Source organism: Marinitoga sp. 1154, assembly GCF_013363285.1.
In the GTDB taxonomy this organism is placed as follows: domain Bacteria; phylum Thermotogota; class Thermotogae; order Petrotogales; family Petrotogaceae; genus Marinitoga.
Window position 1 is genome coordinate 75,089 of record NZ_LBFB01000005.1, and the last position, 20,080, is coordinate 95,168.

The 20,080-nt window shown below is 24.9% G+C and carries 16 protein-coding genes, 1 pseudogene and 1 CRISPR repeat array; of the genes and pseudogenes, 3 read left to right on the forward strand and 14 right to left on the reverse strand.

Annotated elements, in window-relative coordinates; all coding sequences use genetic code 11:
- The first annotated feature begins 116 nt into the window (after positions 1–116).
- Positions 117–1,085 carry a 2-hydroxyacid dehydrogenase gene (locus XO12_RS03845; protein ID WP_368493424.1) on the forward strand — a complete coding sequence of 323 codons (969 nt, stop codon included), beginning with the start codon at positions 117–119 and terminating at the stop codon, positions 1,083–1,085.
- An 8-nt stretch (positions 1,086–1,093) separates the two neighbouring features.
- On the opposite strand, the gene XO12_RS03850 is transcribed toward XO12_RS03845, so the two are convergent.
- A complete protein-coding gene (locus XO12_RS03850; RefSeq protein WP_197073311.1) occupies positions 1,094–1,867 on the reverse strand; it encodes a nitroreductase family protein in 774 nt (257 codons plus the stop codon).
- 160 nt (positions 1,868–2,027) lie between these two features.
- Entirely contained in the window at positions 2,028–2,213 is a 186-nt protein-coding gene (locus XO12_RS03855) for a PfkB family carbohydrate kinase (RefSeq protein WP_217683633.1), read from the reverse strand.
- Between the two features lie 393 nt (positions 2,214–2,606).
- On the opposite strand from XO12_RS03855, the gene XO12_RS11600 reads away from it, so the two are divergent.
- Both XO12_RS11600 and XO12_RS03865 read left to right on the forward strand, forming a co-directional pair.
- Positions 2,607–2,816: a DUF4258 domain-containing protein gene (locus XO12_RS11600; protein ID WP_368493425.1), complete on the forward strand. Its 210-nt coding sequence runs from the start codon at positions 2,607–2,609 to the stop codon at positions 2,814–2,816.
- Positions 2,817–2,864: 48 nt separating this feature from the next.
- The gene (locus tag XO12_RS03865) at positions 2,865–3,257 is read left to right on the forward strand and encodes a helix-turn-helix domain-containing protein (RefSeq protein WP_197072570.1); all 393 of its coding nucleotides are present in this window, start codon (positions 2,865–2,867) and stop codon (positions 3,255–3,257) included.
- Between the two features lie 342 nt (positions 3,258–3,599).
- Positions 3,600–5,706: a CRISPR direct-repeat array (repeat unit 30 nt; unit sequence GTTTCAATTCCTCATAGGTACTGTAGAAAG).
- Positions 5,707–5,867: 161 nt separating this feature from the next.
- Here the strand turns inward: XO12_RS03865 and cas2 are convergent.
- The 12 genes and pseudogenes from cas2 to XO12_RS03925 all read right to left on the reverse strand — a co-directional run bounded on the left by cas2 (position 5,868) and on the right by XO12_RS03925 (position 20,080).
- On the reverse strand, positions 5,868–6,128 hold the full coding sequence (gene cas2, locus XO12_RS03870) for a CRISPR-associated endonuclease Cas2 (protein ID WP_175419700.1): 261 nt from the start codon (positions 6,126–6,128) through the stop codon (positions 5,868–5,870).
- 2 nt (positions 6,129–6,130) lie between these two features.
- Positions 6,131–7,126 (reverse strand): annotated as a pseudogene (gene cas1b, locus XO12_RS03875) (type I-B CRISPR-associated endonuclease Cas1b).
- A gap of 4 nt (positions 7,127–7,130) precedes the next feature.
- Positions 7,131–7,631, reverse strand: a complete 501-nt coding sequence (gene cas4 / locus XO12_RS03880) for a CRISPR-associated protein Cas4 (RefSeq protein WP_217683634.1) — start codon at positions 7,629–7,631, stop codon at positions 7,131–7,133.
- A 23-nt stretch (positions 7,632–7,654) separates the two neighbouring features.
- Positions 7,655–10,348 carry a CRISPR-associated helicase Cas3' gene (cas3, locus tag XO12_RS03885; RefSeq protein ID WP_175419701.1) on the reverse strand — a complete coding sequence of 898 codons (2,694 nt, stop codon included), beginning with the start codon at positions 10,346–10,348 and terminating at the stop codon, positions 7,655–7,657.
- A 15-nt stretch (positions 10,349–10,363) separates the two neighbouring features.
- On the reverse strand, positions 10,364–11,179 hold the full coding sequence (locus XO12_RS03890; protein ID WP_175419702.1) for a type I-B CRISPR-associated protein Cas5: 816 nt from the start codon (positions 11,177–11,179) through the stop codon (positions 10,364–10,366).
- Between the two features lie 59 nt (positions 11,180–11,238).
- Positions 11,239–12,222, reverse strand: a complete 984-nt coding sequence (locus XO12_RS03895) for a type I CRISPR-associated protein Cas7 (protein WP_175419703.1) — start codon at positions 12,220–12,222, stop codon at positions 11,239–11,241.
- A 1-nt stretch (position 12,223) separates the two neighbouring features.
- Positions 12,224–14,134 (reverse strand): hypothetical protein, encoded by a 1,911-nt coding sequence (locus XO12_RS03900; RefSeq protein ID WP_175419704.1) that lies wholly within the window; start codon positions 14,132–14,134, stop codon positions 12,224–12,226.
- Between the two features lie 232 nt (positions 14,135–14,366).
- Positions 14,367–15,128, reverse strand: a complete 762-nt coding sequence (cas6, locus tag XO12_RS03905; protein WP_217683635.1) for a CRISPR-associated endoribonuclease Cas6 — start codon at positions 15,126–15,128, stop codon at positions 14,367–14,369.
- A gap of 248 nt (positions 15,129–15,376) precedes the next feature.
- Entirely contained in the window at positions 15,377–17,122 is a 1,746-nt protein-coding gene (locus XO12_RS03910) for an AAA family ATPase (protein WP_175419706.1), read from the reverse strand.
- A 455-nt stretch (positions 17,123–17,577) separates the two neighbouring features.
- Positions 17,578–18,102 carry a DUF996 domain-containing protein gene (locus XO12_RS03915; protein ID WP_175419707.1) on the reverse strand — a complete coding sequence of 175 codons (525 nt, stop codon included), beginning with the start codon at positions 18,100–18,102 and terminating at the stop codon, positions 17,578–17,580.
- A complete protein-coding gene (locus XO12_RS03920) occupies positions 18,099–18,707 on the reverse strand; it encodes a hypothetical protein (RefSeq protein WP_175419708.1) in 609 nt (202 codons plus the stop codon). Before XO12_RS03920 ends, XO12_RS03915 begins: the two co-directional genes overlap by 4 nt.
- A gap of 167 nt (positions 18,708–18,874) precedes the next feature.
- Positions 18,875–20,080 (reverse strand): acetyl-CoA C-acetyltransferase, encoded by a 1,206-nt coding sequence (locus XO12_RS03925; RefSeq protein ID WP_175419709.1) that lies wholly within the window; start codon positions 20,078–20,080, stop codon positions 18,875–18,877.

Sequence of the window (20,080 nt, forward strand, 5' to 3'; positions counted from 1 at the left end):
TCTATTTTAATTTCGACAAAAAAAGCGTAATATGATTATAAATCATATGAAAAGTATATTTGCTATAATATGGCTGATTAAAAACATATTATTCTATTATTATTTAATTCAAAAGGGTGAGGATATATACGAAAATTGCTTTTTTTAGTACAAAAAAATATGATATAGAATTTTTTAATTATGCAAATAAAAAGTATAATTTTGACATTAAGTATTTTGAATCAAAATTAAATGAAAAAACTGCTATTTTAGCAAAAGATTATGATGTTGTTTGTGCTTTTGTAAACGACAATCTAAATGAAAATGGAATTAAATTAATTGCTTTAAGATCTGCAGGATTTAACCATGTCGATATTTCAGCTGCAAAAAAATATAACATAAAAGTCGTACATGTTCCAAAATATTCACCATATGCTGTTGCAAAACATACAATAGCTTTAATTCTTTCATTAAATAGAAAAATTCATAAATCTTATTTAAGAATAAGAGAAAATAATTTTTCACTCGATGGTTTATTAGGGTTCGATTTGCATGGAAAAATTGTTGGTATTATTGGCACTGGAAAAATCGGAAGAATTACAGCAAATATTTTAAAAGGGTTTGGCATGAAAATTTTAGGATATGACAAATTCCTAAATGATAAATTTATTGGAGAATATGTTGATTTAAATACATTATTTAAAAAATCAGATATTATTTCTTTACACTGTCCTTTAAATAAAGATACATACCATATCATAAATAAAAATACAATTAATTTGATGAAAAAGGGTGTAATGATAATAAACACAAGCCGCGGAGGTTTAATAGATACAAAAGCTGTAATAGATGGATTGAAATCAAAAAAAATAGGTTATCTTGGATTAGATGTTTATGAAGAAGAAGAAAATATTTTCTTTGAAGATTTATCAGAAGAAATCATTGATGATGAAACATTTCTTAGACTAACTACATTTCCAAATGTATTAATTACTGGTCATCAAGGTTTTTTCACTCAAGAAGCTTTAACTAATATTGCTGAAACCACATTAGAAAATATTAATAATTTTAAAAACGGAACACTAAATCAAAATATTGTAGTTTAAAAAGGGAATTAAACCTTCCTTTTTCTTATGTCATGTTCACTTTTTTGATGTTTATCACTTAAATTAGAAATATCACCATAATGTCCTAAAACAATCAAAGTAATCAAAATAAATTCATTTTCAATACCCAAAGTCTCTTTAACTCTTATAGGATCAAAACCTGCTATTGGATGAGCAATCAACCCAAATTGTGTTGCTTGAGCTAACAAATTACCAACAGCTAATCCTGTATCAAAAAGAAAATAATTTCTATTATCAGATAAAACACAATCATCCTCTTTTTTAGTATACACTGCTATTATTGCTGGAGATTTTTTTGCCCAATAATTTCCACCTGGCAAAGCCTCTTTTACCTTTTCTAAAAGCCCTTCCTCTGAAATTACCCTAAAATTCCAAGGTTGTTTATTTGCACATGAGGGGGCCAATTTAGCTGAATATACTAAAAGATCTAAAATATTTTTATCAATCTTCTTTTCAGATATTGCTCTATAAGCTTTTCGATATTTTATAATCTCAGAAATTCCAAAAAAAGAATTTAAATATTTTTCTAATTCGATAAAAAATGTTTTCAAACAGTAGAATTTTTTTCTTGAATTGCCAAATGGATCAATTATTTCAGCAATGTATTCCTTTTTCTCATCAGATTTTTCTATTTCTAATGAAATAGAAATTTTCATATCTACAGCATCAAAAAAATGCTTATCAGCACTATACTTAATAGTTATCACGTAATCATCTTTTACTTTAATATCTTCATATAGTTTCAATTTAAACTTACTCATAGTATTCCCCCTGGCATTTCCAAAGCTCTTAACGCTCCTTTTTTTGTACAAATCATTTCTCCTACTTCATTAGCAAACTTAACAATCTTAAAATAATCTTTTTCCCCTTTAGAGAAGTATCTACATTATATTCCTTCATCTTATTTACTAGAAAAATACCCTAAGAATCATTTCCTACATTTCCTAAAATCGAACTTTCACCACCTAAAAGAGATACAACAGCGTCAACATTTGCTGGAGCTCCACCAGCTTTTTTTTCAAAACGAACTCCTTTTGATAAATCTTTATTTTTATCCAAACATATAAAATCAATTAACATTTCCCCTATAGTCAATATTTTTTTCAAATTACCACCAACCTCTGAAATATTAACACTAATAATATCGTCTTTTTCATTATCTTTTATTAATAAATAAAATATATAATTATTTTATCCATCTCGAATATCTTGCAATATTTCTATATATTCCAACATGGATGATTAAAACTGTTTCTTTATTTTTTTATCTATTTTGTCCATTTTTATTTTCCTCTTTTTGTTCTTTTTTATTTTACCATTTACACCAACATCATCCATAACACTTATAATCTGAATTTCGCTTGGCTTTATTTCACTTCTTGCAATATTTTCACTCCTTTCAAATATAAAATATTATAAACACATATAAACACTTGACAAAATATATAAAATATTGTATAATAATATTGTTAATAAATCTTTGGAGGTGGTATTATAGATATTGAATTTAGCCTCCACGCCCTACAAAGAGCTGAAGAAAGAGGAATATCTAAGAATGATGTACTTGAAACACTTGAGAATCCAGATATCATCCACCCCGGAAAAGGTAATAAAAGGATTTCAATAAAAACACTTAATTCTAAAATTATCCGTGTTGTTTATGTTGAAGAAAATAACAAAAAAATTGTAATAACTGTGACGCTGGGTTAATCCCGGCTCACTTTATATAGAAAAATCAAATTCAAAGGAGGTATGATAATGAGAATGACTTATGAAAAATCAACCGATTCTGCATATATTTATTTTTCAAAGGAGAAAAATAATAAAATAGTTAAAACAATATCTTTAAATGATGACATGACATTCAATGCTGACATTGATGAAAATGGAAATGTTATAGGAATAGAAATTCTTGATTTCAAAGAAACTTATGGATATACTCCTAAAAATATTCAAGTTGAATCATTAAACGATGCTGATTCTTTAAAAGTTTACACTCCCGCTGAAGTTGCTAAAATATTAAAAGTAAATTCTGATACTGTAAGAAGATACATTAGAACAGGAAAAATTAGAGCTTCCCGAGTTGGAAAAACATATAGAATTACTCAAAAAAACATAGAAGAATTTTTAAATAGTACATTGGTAAAATAAAATGGGGAGAAAATCTCCCCATTATTTTTTATGCAAATTTAATTTGTCCTTCATTATATAATTCTTGAATTATTTCTGATAAAAACTCTTTGAAAGTTTGTTTGTGATCCAAAATAAAACTATCTGTTGCATTTAATTAATGTAATTATTTATAACTTCAGGGTCTTTCTGATTTTTCTTGATAAAAAAACGAATATAACATATATCGATTGAATTATAATAAATATCTAGCAATAATAAATCTTTTTGATTTAAATAGTGTAATACTAAAGAGTTTAGTAAAAATCTTCAAGTAATTTTAGAAAGAACCATTTTTCAATTGTAATCACGTCCACCGTTCACTTGACAAATACACATAGGTACTGTAGAAAGTACACAGATACAGACAGTATATTAACAAACATTTTTATGTTTCAATTCCTCATAGGTACTGTAGAAAGCAACTCTCCATATCTTAAATACTCCAAATACTCAGGAGTTTCAATTCCTCATAGGTACTGTAGAAAGCTATATTGAAAAGTTGGAAGATGGGAAAATACCCAGGTTTCAATTCCTTATAGGTACGATAAAAACTATAATTTTTCAAAGTACTTGAATTTACATTTTTTATGTTTCAATTCCTTATAGGTACGATAAAAACATTTATTTCATGAATTAGATACTGAATTATATGATTGTTTCAATTCCTTATAGGTACGATAAAAACGATTATAAGTTAGAAAGCAAATCTCCAATTAAAAAAATGTTTCAATTCCTTATAGGTACGATAAAAACGTTTTCTAAAGGTGGTAATGCGTTTGTGCCTTTGTTGTTTCAATTCCTCATAGGTACTGTAGAAAGAAAAAATTATTTGTCCTGGATAATTCTCATGACCATTGTTTCAATTCCTCATAGGTACTGTAGAAAGCGTTTATTTTCTCTATGTTCTACTTGACGGGACAGTGTTTCAATTCCTCATAGGTACTGTAGAAAGGCAGTCAAATAAGTTTAGGTCCTGTTTTTGATCCAATATGTTTCAATTCCTCATAGGTACTGTAGAAAGAGTTACCACTTCTCTAATTCATCACTAGTAAAAACTTGGTTTCAATTCCTCATAGGTACTGTAGAAAGACAGAAATTATTGGATAAGTTAATACATTTCCAATAGAGTTTCAATTCCTCATAGGTACTGTAGAAAGTGTTAATTTGTTTGTATCAGATAATGTAATGTTATTAGTTTCAATTCCTCATAGGTACTGTAGAAAGTTAGTATCTGTTGCAAAAGCTATTGTCCCACATTCTGGAGTTTCAATTCCTCATAGGTACTGTAGAAAGGTTAAACACCGAACTATTTGGATATGCAGGAGTTTTGTTTCAATTCCTCATAGGTACTGTAGAAAGGAATGAAGAATGATTTTAAATGTCTATTATTAATTGTTTCAATTCCTCATAGGTACTGTAGAAAGCAAACTATTCTCCTGTAGTAACTCCTTCTAAAACTTGTTTCAATTCCTCATAGGTACTGTAGAAAGTATACCCTAACAACAAGGCTAATAACAAAACTGCAAATGTTTCAATTCCTCATAGGTACTGTAGAAAGTCATCAGAAAATAACCAATCAGTCATTTCCTTTTTTAGTTTCAATTCCTCATAGGTACTGTAGAAAGAGATAAAAAAGTCTATAAAACCAAAGACTATTAAAAGTTTCAATTCCTCATAGGTACTGTAGAAAGAAACAGTTAGTTATATGACTGTAGCACAATTTGAAGGTTTCAATTCCTCATAGGTACTGTAGAAAGAAGCAAAAGAATATGCTGATTATATCGTAAAAAAAATGTTTCAATTCCTCATAGGTACTGTAGAAAGTAAATATTTATTATTTTCAATTTCGCTTAGTGTTGATGTTTCAATTCCTCATAGGTACTGTAGAAAGGTGTAAAAATATTAAGTATTGGAAGACAAGTATATTCGTTTCAATTCCTCATAGGTACTGTAGAAAGGTAAGAAGTGGGGGTTGGTTCAGTAAATCCACTTCCACGTTTCAATTCCTCATAGGTACTGTAGAAAGAAAAAAATATTTGATGATTTATTAGCAAAAAAAATAATGTTTCAATTCCTCATAGGTACTGTAGAAAGGTTTATGCGGCATTATTCCTGGACGTCTCATTCCTATGTTTCAATTCCTCATAGGTACTGTAGAAAGTAAGATTATTGTAGCTGGTGTATTCACAGAAAATTCAAAGTTTCAATTCCTCATAGGTACTGTAGAAAGCTTCAAAAAGTTTTATTCTTGCATAACTTGTTGTATAGTTTCAATTCCTCATAGGTACTGTAGAAAGTTTCTTCAATTAATAAAGATACACTATAATTCTTGGTTTCAATTCCTCATAGGTACTGTAGAAAGTCATCAAATTTTAACATATCCAATATAGGCAAACACGTTTCAATTCCTCATAGGTACTGTAGAAAGGTAATTTTTCTATAATCTTTTGACTAAATATATTTTTTATAAAAGTATTATATCATATTTTTTATTTAATTTTCTAATTATCATTGTTTTTTTTACAAAAAAGAAAGAAATTTTTCTGTCTATCTTCTACATTATAATTACTATTCCATATCGACAGATTCTTATATAAATTTATTATTTTCCTTTTTATCTATACCTATAACTTCTCTTTTACTATAATTCATACTTCTGAATTCGTATATTATTATAGAATCATTATCTTTAACTTTTATTTTTAATTCATATTTTAATTTTTCTAATTTTGCCTTTGTAATTTCCCCTTCAAACACTGAATTCTGAACCCACGTTAAATATTTTCGACATATTTTTAAAAACTTTGATACCCTTTTTTCATTTGCATCATAGTATAATATCACAAACATTTTCACCACTCCATTACAAAAGGTTTATATTCATCTTCTCCAATTAAATGCTTTTCAAGTTTATATAATTCTAATTTCATTAAACTTCTATAACTTACTCTTTTGTTTAATTTATAATGTTTTATTGTTTGTTTCAATCGCTCTTCCAACTTTTCAAGAAATTTTTGTTTTCCTTTATCATTTAGGAAAACCCCATCCATTCCTATTTCAAAATCTTTTTCGCTTATTATCTTTTTATTTAAAACGTTAAATATCGTTCTATCTCCTATTACTGGTTTAAATATTTCTGCTATATCAAGATTTAATGAAAATCTTCTAAAATTCGTTGTATGTAAATAACCAATCCTTGATCAAGATGTGTCGTATAAATTTCTTTTAATATCATATTATATATTATTGAGTTAGAAAAACTTATTAATGCATTTATTCGATCTTCTGGAGGCCTCTTACTTCTTTTTGTAAATTTAAAATCTTCATTTTCTATTATTATTTTAAATGTTTTATAATACTCTTTTTTTATTTCTGCCTCGATCGGCATAATTTCTGTAATTTCTGATTTTTTCTCTAACTGTTTTAAAAGCATTCCTATTTTTTTTATATATTCTTCAAGTTCTTTTTTTCTACGATTATAGTATTTCAAAATTTTTAAAGAATTTTTTGTTGCTCCTATTACAAAACTTTTTGCAAGTTTACTTCTTTTTATTCCGTTTATATAATGTTCTGCTTGTTTTAAAATCATATATCCTGAATTATAATGTTCTCGAGGATAATAACTTCCAACGTAATATCCATAATGATTATAAAAAGATACTATTATCTCTTTCTGACTTAAAAATTCTATAGTCTTTTTGGTCATATTAACTTCCCCAAAAATTATGATTTCTTTTAAATTTTCTATTGGTATATATTTTTTTTTTATTATCCGAAGTTATAAAAACAATTGAATTGTCTTTTCTCTTCAATTGACCACTACTAAATATATATATACTCTCTTTCATTTTCTCATCCCCAACAAAAATCATGATACGAACAAGTTTTACAATATTTTATTTTTTCTGATTTCGGAGGTAATTCTTTATTAATTATGGTTATAATTTCTTCTTCTATTTTTTCTAACTCTTTTTCTTTTTTTTCTGTTATTTCAATTTTTATAATCTTTTTTTCAGTTGGTATTCTGATTTCTGCATTTTTTATATTTATTTTATGCCTTAATCGTTTTAAATAAAACAACAATTGATATTCTGCACTTTTCAAATTTTTAGAAGATTTTTTTACTTCCGCAATTATTATTTTTCCATCTTCTTTTTTTATAAAATCTATTATTCCACCATCAATTTTAATTTCTTTTTTTGTATTTTGATAACTTTTTTCTGCTATAAACCTTCCTATTTCTATAAAAGCATTATCTTGCTCACCAATTAATTGATGGGCAAGCAACCAAATCTGCCTTTTACAAATAAAGTATGCTTGAATTAAACTACCATAAATTTTTATTGATTTCATTATATTCTCCTTATTTTAATATTTTACCATATAAAAATATCACTAAATTCAAGTTTTTTAAATCCTGTATTATAATCATATACATCATCTGCATTAATAATTTTATAAAATCCATATTTATTTTCAATATTTCCAGATTTTATAATGTTTTGAAATTTTTCAGAATATAAATTGGCTGATATTATAAATTTAGACATGATTCCTTGCATAATTATTAATTCAATTTTATTATTAATAAAGTTTTTATTTTTATTCTCTATAATACTACAATATAAATCAAAGATTTTTTCTCCATCAACATAAACATCATTATTATTAATTATTTTTTTACTTTTTAAAAACTTTATCTCTTCATTCGTAAAATTTTTTATTTTCTCATCTATAACAATAGGAACTTTTACCGGAATAAAAACAGTTATATCTATAAAATCATTTTTGATTATTTGGAAATTTTTATCTATTTTTTCAAAATTTAATTTTTTAATAAAGTTTATATATGCTGGTAAATTATCTCTAAAATCTAATTGATTATTGTGTATTCGTTTTTCTTGCATCACATCATCATAAAGTCTATCAAATGATTTTTTTTGCAAAATATCTTTATAGTATTCAATACTCTTATTAAGTTTTTTAAATCTATTATCATTACCATAAATTTTTGAACTATCATCATAATTAAATAAAAATAATTTATTATTTGATTTATTTACATTTCTGTTGATTCTACCTGCTAATTGCTCATCAGAATCTACAATTGATATATCCTTAAATCCTAAATCCATATCAATATCCATACCTGCTTCTACTATCTGAGTGGTAATCAATAAAATATTTTTCTTTTTATAATTATTATTCTTTATTTTGCTAATAATTTCTTTCCTTCTTGGTTCTAAGATTAATCCTGATAAAATAAAAATTTCATCAAAAAATCTTTCTTCATCATTTCTTTGAATAGCAATTTGGTAAAATTCATCAGCTGTTTTTTTTATTATAAACTCAATAATAGTGTGCACATAATCATTTCTTTTTTTATATTTTTTTGATTCAATTAGTACTTCTTTATATAAATTCCTTAAAAAATTTTCTTCTTTATCCTTTTTTATTTTTTCTAAAAGTGAAAAACTTATCTCTACTCTTTTCTTAAAATTAGGATTATTAAAATATTTTTCTTTTTCACTTATAAGATAAACAAAGTCTTCTCCTTTCTTTTCATCTTCTAATAGTAATTTCCCTATTTTAGGTAGGGTCGCTGACATTAATATAAATTTTATATTAAAATAATTTGAATACTTTTTGATAAAATAAATAATTTTATCCCATTCTTCTGGTGGATAACTTTGAAGTTCATCAATAATAACAATTGAATTAGCTAATCTATATAACAAATAATTGTTACTTTTATTATTTGACTTTAATATATTAAAAAATTTAACATGAGATAAAAGAACTACTGGATAATTAACAAATAAATAATCAACTATATTTAGTCTATCTTTTCCATATTTATTTTCATCTTCTTTTTGAAAAAAACCTGTTTTTGAATGAATTTGTACTATTTCATTATTATTTAATTCAAGAGTTTCTTTCAGAACATTAAAAGTTTGAGTTATAAGCGTTGTAAAGGGAAAAACATAAAATACTTTTGTTATATCTTTTTTATTATTTTTTATAAATTCAGTTAATGCGAGTATTGATAGGTTCGTTTTTCCTCCGCCTGTTGGGGCTTCAATATAAAAGAGTTTTTTATCTATATTTTTTCTTATTCCAGATATAACCTCATAAGCCAAATTTTGCCTTAATTTATTCAAATTTATATTGCTTTTTTCATCTGGAAATTCTAATTTATAATTATCAATTTTATTATACAATTCTTTATTATACTTTTTGGTAGTTTTTACATTTTCAACAATTTTATCTTTTATCTTATCTGTTAATATCCCAAAATCACCATACATTTTTTCCCAGTTATTCATAAAATGCGTTGTAGCATAATAATCTGCTGCAGTTAAAAGAGAATAGTTTAGTTTTAATAAAGCAAATAAAGCAAAATAATCAAACTTTATTTTATCAAATATATCTCTCAATATTTTTGTATTAAATTGTTTCTTTATATTTTTTTGAAACTCGAAATCCGTTTCTATTAAAAGTTCTTTATTTATAAATTTCAATAATTCCTCAATAAAATTATCCTCAAAATATTCATTATTATAATTTAAAGTTGGAGAATGATGATTTAAAATAGAAAAACTTAATGCAAATAATATAAATAAATTTATAACTTTCTCATCACTTAAAAAATGCTTTTCATTTGTTTCTTTTAAAAATGCTTGAATATATATATATGCACCTATTTTAGAATGACTACTTCCAATATTTGATAATTTCTCTTTTTTAAATTTATCATTTCCCATTTTTTCAATCTGAAAGTTAGGGTTTATTTTTCCAATATCATGAAATAAAGGAATCAAATTAAAATATTTTTTTATTAATTTTTCCGCTTCCTTTTTATTTTCATAATTAAAAACAATATTCTTTATTAAATTTTCAATAATAATTTTTAGGTTATTTTTTTCTATTAGTTTATTAAAATATTTCATTACTAATTCCGTATGTTCTATTAATAATTCTTTCTTATTTTCATCTTCATTTATATGAGCATAATATTGATTTTTTTTCAAAAATTGTTTTATTTTTTCCAATTCCATTTTTGAATTCATCTCCACCTATTTTTTTTAAAATAAACTAATAAATATATTATTATCATTATAAGTTATTTTGTAGATATCACTCTTTATAAAATCTTTAGAAAATTTTATTTTAAAATTGGTAAATACAAAATTTTTATATTCATATTGCTGTACTACCTCATCATATTTTACAGGCAATCTCTCAAAATATGCAAAGTAATTTTTTTCCTTATCTATATTCGAAAAATCAAATAAATCAAAATTTTCATTTTCATTTTCATTTATCTCTTTAAGAGGTCTTCCTTTTATAAAAATTGTAGAAATTTCTATTGCTTTTTCTATATTATCTATATGTTTCCAGTTAGAATATTCAATAAATTCTGTCCACCATATCGGATAATCGTTTTTCCCCAAATAAGGTAAATATTCTGCTTTTTGTTCTTTTATATAATTATATAATTTTTTTTGATATTTATTTCTCAGATCAAGTAAAACATAAATTTTGTACGACGGTTTCAGAAGAGTCTGCTCAGATATTAGTAAATTTGTACCTTTTTTATTCTCTCCTTCGTTTGCAAATCCAGTAGTATTACTATATTTAATCACTGTTTTTTGAAAATATCCATTTTTATGATTTATAGGTTCAATTCCCACGAGAACTTCTTGTAATTCGTTATAATATTCAGGAAAATTTGTACCTTTTTTAAATCCTTCTAATCCTGCAATAGCACCTAATATTCCTAATAATACAGGTTTATGAAGCATATTAAATGTAAGATAAATACTATCATTAATATCAGGTTTTTTTAAAAATCCCATATTTGAATTTATTATAAAGGAAATAAGTTTATTATTCTTCATTTTTTCTTCACCTCTTCATTTTTTATTTATGGGCTGTAAATAATTACAGCCCATAAAATTTATCCCTCATATTTTTCACCATTTAAAGTATATTCTACGCAATCTTCAGGTAAATTCTTTATACATATAATATTTTTATCATAATAAATTTCACATTTTTCAATTTCAGCTTTATATTTTTCTAATTCATCTTTTATGACTTTCAGATCAAAACACCTCTTTTCTCCATCATCCTTCATTTTTATTAAATCGGTGAAATTTGGTAAAACTATTTTTGAGTTTTCGTTTAATTCTACATAAAATAAAATTTCATTTTCAACACCTGACTTTGATGATGAGTCGTAATAACTTACACCTTTTCTCAAAGCCTCTTTTAAGATCGATATATCATTTTCTGTTAAAGCTAGTTCGATCATATTCTCTTCTTCCGCCACATTTTCAATAATATTTTCTATGGTTTTAGGATTTATTGAAAAATGATGTATATAATGTCCTTCTTCTAATTTTGACTGTCTTCCCAATGTTGATGCTGACTTTTCAGCGCCTTCCTTATCTGATGGATTCCTAAAAGGTGACATAATCTGTTCTGAATAAATATTTCCTTCTTTCCAAATATTAATACCATGTGTAATTTGAACAGGACCATGAATAGAAATATTTTTATCTTTTATATCTTTTCCTCCATTACCTTTTGGAGCAAAGGTAACACCAAAAAACCTTACATCAACAGCAGAAAGAAGATTTTTAATAATAGCTTTTTTATCATCCTTTTCAACATTCGTGTTAAAAAAATTATTATATGATTCCGCGAGAGTGTAAGGATTTAAATTATTATTTGTTCTTTTAAATATGAATACTTTTTTATCTTTATATTCATTATCAAGATAATATCTTACTGTATATTTCAAAGCCTTATCTGTTGCATAAACAGTTCCATTAGGTAATGTTCTGGGTTGTCCTGTAAAATCAGCATTGTAATTAGAATTAATAGCTTTAATAACTACAAATCCATACGCTCTTTTTTTGAAAATTTTATCCTTCATTTTATCCCTCCTCATTATTTTCATTTTTCTCATAAATTATAGAATTAGCAAAATACCCCGCAAGTAAATATTTTTGATATGGTTTAAGATTTTGTTCTGTTTCAAAACCCAAAACTTCTGCTGCCAACTTTTCAAATTTCTTATTCCCAAATGAAATATTATATTTATAAGCATTAATTGCATGGGATATAGCATTTTGAAGTTGTGTTGCATTTATTTTTTGAATAAATGGTTCTAATAATGCATGAGTTTTTTCCGATGTTTCACTAAGACTAATTAAATAATAGATAAGTTGTCCTGCTCCAAAAACAAACTCTTCAATAGACTCGAAATGTTTATTTTCATTTTCATTAACAATTTCTCTTATTTTGTTTAGTAATTCAGGAATTTTTGATGCCATATCTATCCTCCCTTCTTTTTTATCAAAGTAATTATAAAAACTAAACCATATATTAAGTTTTTCTTTTATATTATTTTCTTTTGTATGGTAACCATTTTTATCTATCTCATCTTTTCTTAGATCTGATATTATACTATTCCATAATATTTCATCCCATATAAAAGAATTAATAGCCTCTGTTTTTGATTTATAAATGTAATCGTAAAAAGCTTTTCGGTATTTCATAATCATTTGATAAACTAACTCGCCACCACTAACATAATCTACTTTAATTTCACCAAAATAATTCATAGATATGTTATTTTTCTTAATTTTTACTAATGAGTTATTAAAAATAGTCTTTACTATATCCTTTTCAAAATGAAAAATATTTTTAATTTCTCTATCTTTCTTTATTTCTCCATGCTCCTTTATTTTAAATATGTTTTTTACCATAGGATATTTGTCGTCTTCTTTTAAAGAATATCTAAATTTAGAGACATAATCAAAATCTTTTATCTCTTGACCTAAAAAAAACAAAAGATAATAATTTTGAAGAACTCTATCACTATTTTCTTCAAAAATTTCTTTTATGACTTCTGAATAAGTTAGTTTACTGTTTTTTCTAAAAATTTTTAACATATCATCAGCATTTACAAATTCTCTTTTATCTATAAAAATAGGAATTGGATTAGGAAAAAGTTTATTTTTTTTCAATATATTAAATAAATACAAATAATATGCAATATCGCTATTAAATCTATAATTAACATTCTGTTTAAAAAAAGAAGTTCTATGTTTTAAAAAAATTTTATTATCATTAAATGTTGTATAAAAATCTATAACTCCAAAAATTTCATTTTCTTTTTTTAAATTAAATTCTTCTTTATTAAAGATATTTTTATCTAAATATTTCTTATATACATCTTTATAATCATCGAGAAAGATATTTTTCAAATAAAATTTAATGTACTCATTATTTTTTAACTTTCTAATCATCTCATAAAATTCACTACTATCATTTATATTATCCTTTAAATTTTCTAATATTTTTTTTAAACACTCTTTAAATTTATTGACCATATTTTTGTATTGTGTTTGAATAGTAAATTCTTTTTCAATATTATTAAAATAATCTTCTATACGCTCTAAAATTAATTCTATTTTATACACTTTAGGATTTTTTGAACCTAGTTCCTCCTTTTCTTTATCATTCAATTTAAAATTAAACCCAAAAGCAAAAGGGGATGTCGTGTGTATTTTTTGTTTTTTATCGAATTTTTTTTGTTTATTCATATCCAGATAATGGCTATTTACATCATAATCAACTATACTTTTCAAAAATTCATTTATATTTTTACCGTTATAATATCCCCACTCTATATTTTTTTCTCCTGGGAAATTCTCTAAATTATCACATTTCTCAACATCAAAAAAAATATGTATTCCTTTATCTGGTTTTAACCCCTCTTTTAATATATCAGGAGAATTTCTTTCTAAATGTTTTATATAATTTACTATTTCATATATCATCTTAACCCCCCTTACACTGCTATAATATTATATTTCAAAATTTTAAAAATATTTTTATATTCCTGGTGTAGTTATATTGAGTTAAATATCCATTCAATCCGGTTAATCACTAACTAACTTTTTCTGCTGGAAGGGAAAAAACATGAAATATAGATCTTTATTTCTGACATTAAAAATCTTGATACCAGTAGAGTTGATTATTTTTATTTCGTCTATCTTTATTTTTACCTCTTTACTCATCCACTACTTCAAACATTCCAAAACCTTGAGAATTTTTACTTCCTAATCCTGTATCATATAAAAATTCAATTATTTGAGGACTACATTCAAGTTTATATTTTCCCATCCAACCCTCAACAATATAACTTTTTTTTCCAAAACCATAATAAACTATCTTTTTATAATTATCTCTTTTAAATAGTGGAGTAATTTTTATATTTTCTTTTAATTCTTCATTATAAAATGCCTCCCATTTATGTTTTAAATTAAGATTAATTAATTCTTCAAACTGTTCATGAAAAGGGGAAATATATATAGTTTTCTTTTTATTATTTATTATTTCTGTTTTATGAACTTCAATTGGGGTTAACATTGATATATTCATCTTATTAGTTTCTATATGATAAGTTTCTAAAGCTAATATACTGGAAAGATATAATCTGTTTTCTCCTAATTCGAAAATTTCCTTATCAAATAAATTATCAATGATATCTTCCAAAATTTTATTTATAGGTGATGAAATAAAAAAACTTATTTTATTTCCAAAATTAAATATTTTCATTTTTTTATAGTATTTTCCTTTTTTTAATATAGAAGAAAACGTAAAAAATCTATACACTCTTTTACTAAAACTTTCAAAACCTTTTTCATGAATAAATTTGCGTAGTTTCAATGAAAACATATTATATATCAACGATTGTAAATACTTATTAAATCCTAATGGCAATATTATATTTTTTTCTGAAATAAATTCCACTTTTATTCTGATAAACATCACTCCTTTACTTAAAATTAATATATCACTTGATATATTAATTCAAAGAAACAAAAAAGCCCGGCTCCAAGCCAGGCTTCTTTTGTTTTATATTAATTTTTCTGTTTTTATTATTTAACATAATATCCCCATCCCGAAATATTTGTTTTTTATAATTATAACAAATTACTTTAGATTTGTCAACCTTTTATTACAATAGTTTTATAATTATAGTTACATTTTATTATTCAACATCTTTTTGAATATTACTATTTAATTTCTTCTACATATTTTGCTTCTTTTCCAACAAAAACGATTATATACTTTTTCATCGTTTCATTTTTTGTGTTTAATTCATATGATTTCTTGTATTTTTCTATTTGTTCTTTTGCCTGTTTTATTTTCCTTTTTAATTTTTCTTCTGTGTATTCTTTTTGTTTTATGTATTTTACTTCTATTATCGCTTCATATGGCACTTCTTCGTATCTTTTGAACATTGCTATGTCTATATATCCATTTTCTACTGGATATTCCATTTTTACCATTGCATATGGCGTTAGTATTAGATAACTATACATTATTGCTTTTATGTATTTTTCGTCTAATCCCATGAATATTCTGTTGTCCATTTTGTTCAGTAGGCTTTCTATTTCTTTTGCAAAGCTTTTTATTTCTCCATCTGATAGTATCTTTCTTACCGCTATTTCTATTGGCTCTGGGTCTATGTATTCTGTTAGTTTTTCTTCTATATATTCTGTGAAATATTCTGAGAATATTTTTTTCATTGAGTAATTTGGTATTTTTAGATATGTTATTATTCCTTTTTTTTCAAATGTCATGAATCCCAGATAGAATAATAATGATTTTATGTCTTTTACTTCTATCCTTTTTCCTGGATTGAACATTGTTGTTAGTTCTGTTAGCTCTGTTTTTCCTGTTAATAATATTTCATTTAATAGTTGCCCTATTATTTTTTTTGATGTTGTTTTTTCTCTTTCTTCTTTGGTTTCTTCTTTGTCTATTTTTACTCCAAGCAATTCTCCTAAGCTAAATAGATTCTGTACTTTTTTGTAATCACTCATTATGTTGTCATCTATTATTTTTTCTGGTGGTTTTTTTGTTCTTCCATATTGTATTATAAAATAAAATACCATGTCTGGGTTATATACTTTTGCTTTTACTTCTTTATTAAATCTATATCCATTATAATTTTCCTGCATTTCTTTTAATAATTTTTCTGAATATATGTCATAATATTCCAATAATTCTTTTACTTCTTCTTCTTTAAATCCAAGCATCTCGTTGAATTTTATATCTATTGTTTTATTTTTAGTTATATTAAATCCACTGGTTAATGAGTCTAACATTATTGGACTTACTCCTGTCATGAATAATCTTTCTATTATTGTTTTTGTTCCTTTTTTTATTTCTTCATAGAATTTCCTTACAAATCCATGTTTTGTTACGCTGTCTTTGAATAAATCAAGATTGAAACTCAATAATTCATTTGCAAAGTGATCATATTCGTCTATTAATAAGTATATTGGTTTGTCTAACTTTTCTTTAGAGTCTGTTAAAAATGCTCTTATTATATCTGCTGGTTCTGTGTATTCTTTTTCTATTTTTAGTTTTATTTCATATCTGTTGTTGAAATCATCCAGTGAAGATATTACATTATTTTTAAAACTATTTATTAATACTTCTTTATTTTCTGTTTGTATTCCAGAAAAATCCATATACAAGATATAATAACTGTTTTTTAATGGTGTTGGATTTTTTCCTATGTATAAGTATTTAAATAATTTTTCAAATTTCTCTGCATAATTGATATCATAATACTTTGCAAGTGTATCTAAGAACAATGTTTTTCCAAATTTCCTTGGCCTTAAAAACACTATATTAGTTTCATTCAATGATTCTAATTTTTCTATATATTCTGTTCTGTCTATGTAATAATAATTCTGCATTATTACCCATTCAAAATTTTGTTCTCCATATGGTATTTTTTTTCTCATGGTTCACCTCCACGTGACATACCTCCGGTAGGGTATTGGATTAAAAAATTAAATTTTAATAAACAATTTAAAAACCTCTGAATAATTGCAAAGCAATTATTCACGCTTACGGCGGGTAATAGGATAAAGGTTTAAGATTTTAAAATAAAAACTTTTTAATATTTTCAAAGAAAATATTCATACCTTCGGTAAGGATTAGGATTAAAAATAGATATTAATAAAAATTAATCTGAATAATTGCAAAGCAATTATTCTCGCCTACGGCGGGTTTTAGGATTATTAAAAACTTTGGTTTTTAATTAAAAACATCAAAATCTTCGAGCTTACGCTCTCTTACTTAAAATTCTACAGTATCTTTTATGCTAATTATACCATAATTATTTTTTTAATACATAATATAAAACCGGGCTTTTCGCCCGATTTTTATGTTAATTTAATAATATAGTTAATGTCTTTTATTCAACATTTTTGCTTATATTTTCCGTATATTCATCTGGTAATGTGAAATATCCTATTATTGCAAATATATTAGCTACGAAAGTTAATATAAATCCAACTAAAACTATTGACAATATTATTCCCCAGAATAAAAATTTGGATGCTTTATAAAAATTGTCATTTCCAAAATAATCACCCATTAGATTATATACTTTTATTTTATAAATAACTGGTATTATCATTGCAGCTATATATATTATAAGCATCAAAAATACATTTGGCATGTTACTCATGATATACATATCCGGTTCTATAACGGTTCTAAAAAATGACCCAAATATACCCAAAAAACCAACAAAATAGATTATATATATTACTACTTCAGATAATAATAAATAATTAAATATTCTTTTGTCTTTAACAGCTTCACTAATTTTATACACTCCAATTAATTCTAAAATTATACCTAAAATCCCAAAATGTCCAAACATTCCCAAAATTCGCCCAACTCCAGCTAATATTTTTGAATTTTTTAAATTCATTCTATCCCCTCCTTCTCAATATAATTTATATTTAAAAATCCAATTATTTCAAATATTTTTAATATTAAAATTAATACGGAATTTACTATTATGATTATTAAAGCTATTGACGTTATAAATCCAATACCATCCAATACCCACTTTGCAAACAATATATAAGAAAAAATAAGTATAATTAATTTTATAACTATCAATTTTAAAACAAATAGAAATTCTTTATTTAAAGTTCTTTTATAAAGAGATTTATAGGCTATTCTTTCAAAAAATAAAGATATTATATAAGAAAAAAAGGATAAAGATATTATTGACATATGATCTTTTATACCTGTATATATATAATATTCCATACTTTTTAATGAATAAAAACTATCATTATCTCCACTTTTAAATATGGAAATTATTGTTTGTGGAACAAAAAAATTAATTACAGTATAAAATAAAAACAGTGAAATTACAAAATAATAAAATAATTTTTTATCATTTAACCTTTCACTAATAATATAAATACCTATAAACTGAATAATTAAACCCGCTAAACTCAGATTTTCAATAAATACTAATATCATTCCAATAGCAATCATATATCTTGCTGTTTTAAAACTCACACAATCCTCCCCCTTTTTTAAATTTTTATTAATTGGTAAAAACATTATTATTATACCAATTTTTTTATTAATTTTCAATATCATTTTAAAAATAGTTGTTATAAAATATTTTATATAAATAAAAACAGCCCTTATTTTCAAGGGCTGTTAGTAGTTACTATGTAATCTTATATATTTTTAATTACTAACGCTGTTCCCATTCCTCCGCCTATACATAATGATGCTAATCCATATTCTACATTTCTCTTTTTCATTTCATATAATAAAGTTACTGTTATCCTGTTCCCTGACGCCCCTATTGGATGTCCTAATGCTATTGCTCCACCATTTACATTTGTTCTTTCCATAAACCATTCTTTTGTAAGTCCATATTTTTCACTAAGTTCTTTTATTACTCCTAATGATTGCGCTGCAAATGCCTCGTTTAATTCTAATAATTCCATTTGTTCTAATTTTATTCCCTTCTTTTCTACAAGATTTGTTATTGCTGCTACTGGTCCCATTCCCATTATACTTGGATCAATACCACCCTGTTCATAGGCTATTATTTCTGCTAATGGTGTTAGTCCATATTTCTTTACTGCTGTTTCGGATGCTATTATTATTGCACTTGCTCCATCATTTATTCCTGATGAATTTCCTGCTGTTACTGTTCCATCTTTTTTGAATGCCGGTCTGAGCCTTGCAAGTGATTCTTTTGTTGTTCCAAATCTTGGATATTCATCTGTATCAAATATTTTCGTTTCTTTTCTTGTTTTTATTTCTATTGGTACTATTTCGTCTTTAAACTTTCCTTCTTTTATTGCTTTTTCTGCTCTTTGCTGACTTGTTGCTGCAAATTCATCCTGTTCTTCTCTTGTTAATCTATATTTTTCTACTATATTTTCTGCTGTTATTCCCATGTGATATTGATTAAAAACATCTGTTAATCCATCATAAACCATATGATCTATCATTTCTATGTTTCCAAATTTTAACCCAAATCTTGATTTTGATGGTAGTAGCATGGGAGCATTTGACATACTTTCCATACCAGCAGTTACTATAATTTCTGCATTTCCTAATTTTATTTCATTTGCTCCTAACATTATTGCTTTCATTCCACTTCCACATACCATATGTACTGTATATGCTGGTTTTTCTACTGGTATTCCAGCATATATTGCTGCTTGTCTTGCTGGACCCATTCCTTGACCTGCTATTAATACGTTCCCTACTATTGTTTGGTCTATTTGTTCTGGAGTTACACCTGCTTGCTTCATTGCTGCTTTTATTGCCTCTGCACCTAATTCTGCTGCTTTTTTATCTTTTAATGTTCCTCCAAAGCTCCCTATTGCGGTTCTTTTTGCACCTACTATATATACTTTTTCCAT

What these genes read in the sequence shown, in the direction of transcription:
- cas2 (WP_175419700.1), bottom strand. Translation starts at nt 6,128, where the DNA reads ATGTTTGTGATATTATACTATGATGCAAATGAAAAAAGGGTATCAAAG.
- XO12_RS03850 (WP_197073311.1), bottom strand. Translation starts at nt 1,867, where the DNA reads ATGAGTAAGTTTAAATTGAAACTATATGAAGATATTAAAGTAAAAGAT.
- XO12_RS03900 (WP_175419704.1), bottom strand. Translation starts at nt 14,134, where the DNA reads ATGATATATGAAATAGTAAATTATATAAAACATTTAGAAAGAAATTCT.
- XO12_RS03895 (WP_175419703.1), bottom strand. Translation starts at nt 12,222, where the DNA reads ATGAAGGATAAAATTTTCAAAAAAAGAGCGTATGGATTTGTAGTTATT.
- cas3 (WP_175419701.1), bottom strand. Translation starts at nt 10,348, where the DNA reads ATGAATTCAAAAATGGAATTGGAAAAAATAAAACAATTTTTGAAAAAA.
- XO12_RS03915 (WP_175419707.1), bottom strand. Translation starts at nt 18,102, where the DNA reads ATGAATTTAAAAAATTCAAAAATATTAGCTGGAGTTGGGCGAATTTTG.
- XO12_RS03910 (WP_175419706.1), bottom strand. Translation starts at nt 17,122, where the DNA reads ATGAGAAAAAAAATACCATATGGAGAACAAAATTTTGAATGGGTAATA.
- cas4 (WP_217683634.1), bottom strand. Translation starts at nt 7,631, where the DNA reads ATGAAATCAATAAAAATTTATGGTAGTTTAATTCAAGCATACTTTATT.
- XO12_RS03865 (WP_197072570.1), top strand. Translation starts at nt 2,865, where the DNA reads ATGAGAATGACTTATGAAAAATCAACCGATTCTGCATATATTTATTTT.
- XO12_RS03925 (WP_175419709.1), bottom strand. Translation starts at nt 20,080, where the DNA reads ATGGAAAAAGTATATATAGTAGGTGCAAAAAGAACCGCAATAGGGAGC.
- cas6 (WP_217683635.1), bottom strand. Translation starts at nt 15,128, where the DNA reads ATGTTTATCAGAATAAAAGTGGAATTTATTTCAGAAAAAAATATAATA.
- XO12_RS03890 (WP_175419702.1), bottom strand. Translation starts at nt 11,179, where the DNA reads ATGAAGAATAATAAACTTATTTCCTTTATAATAAATTCAAATATGGGA.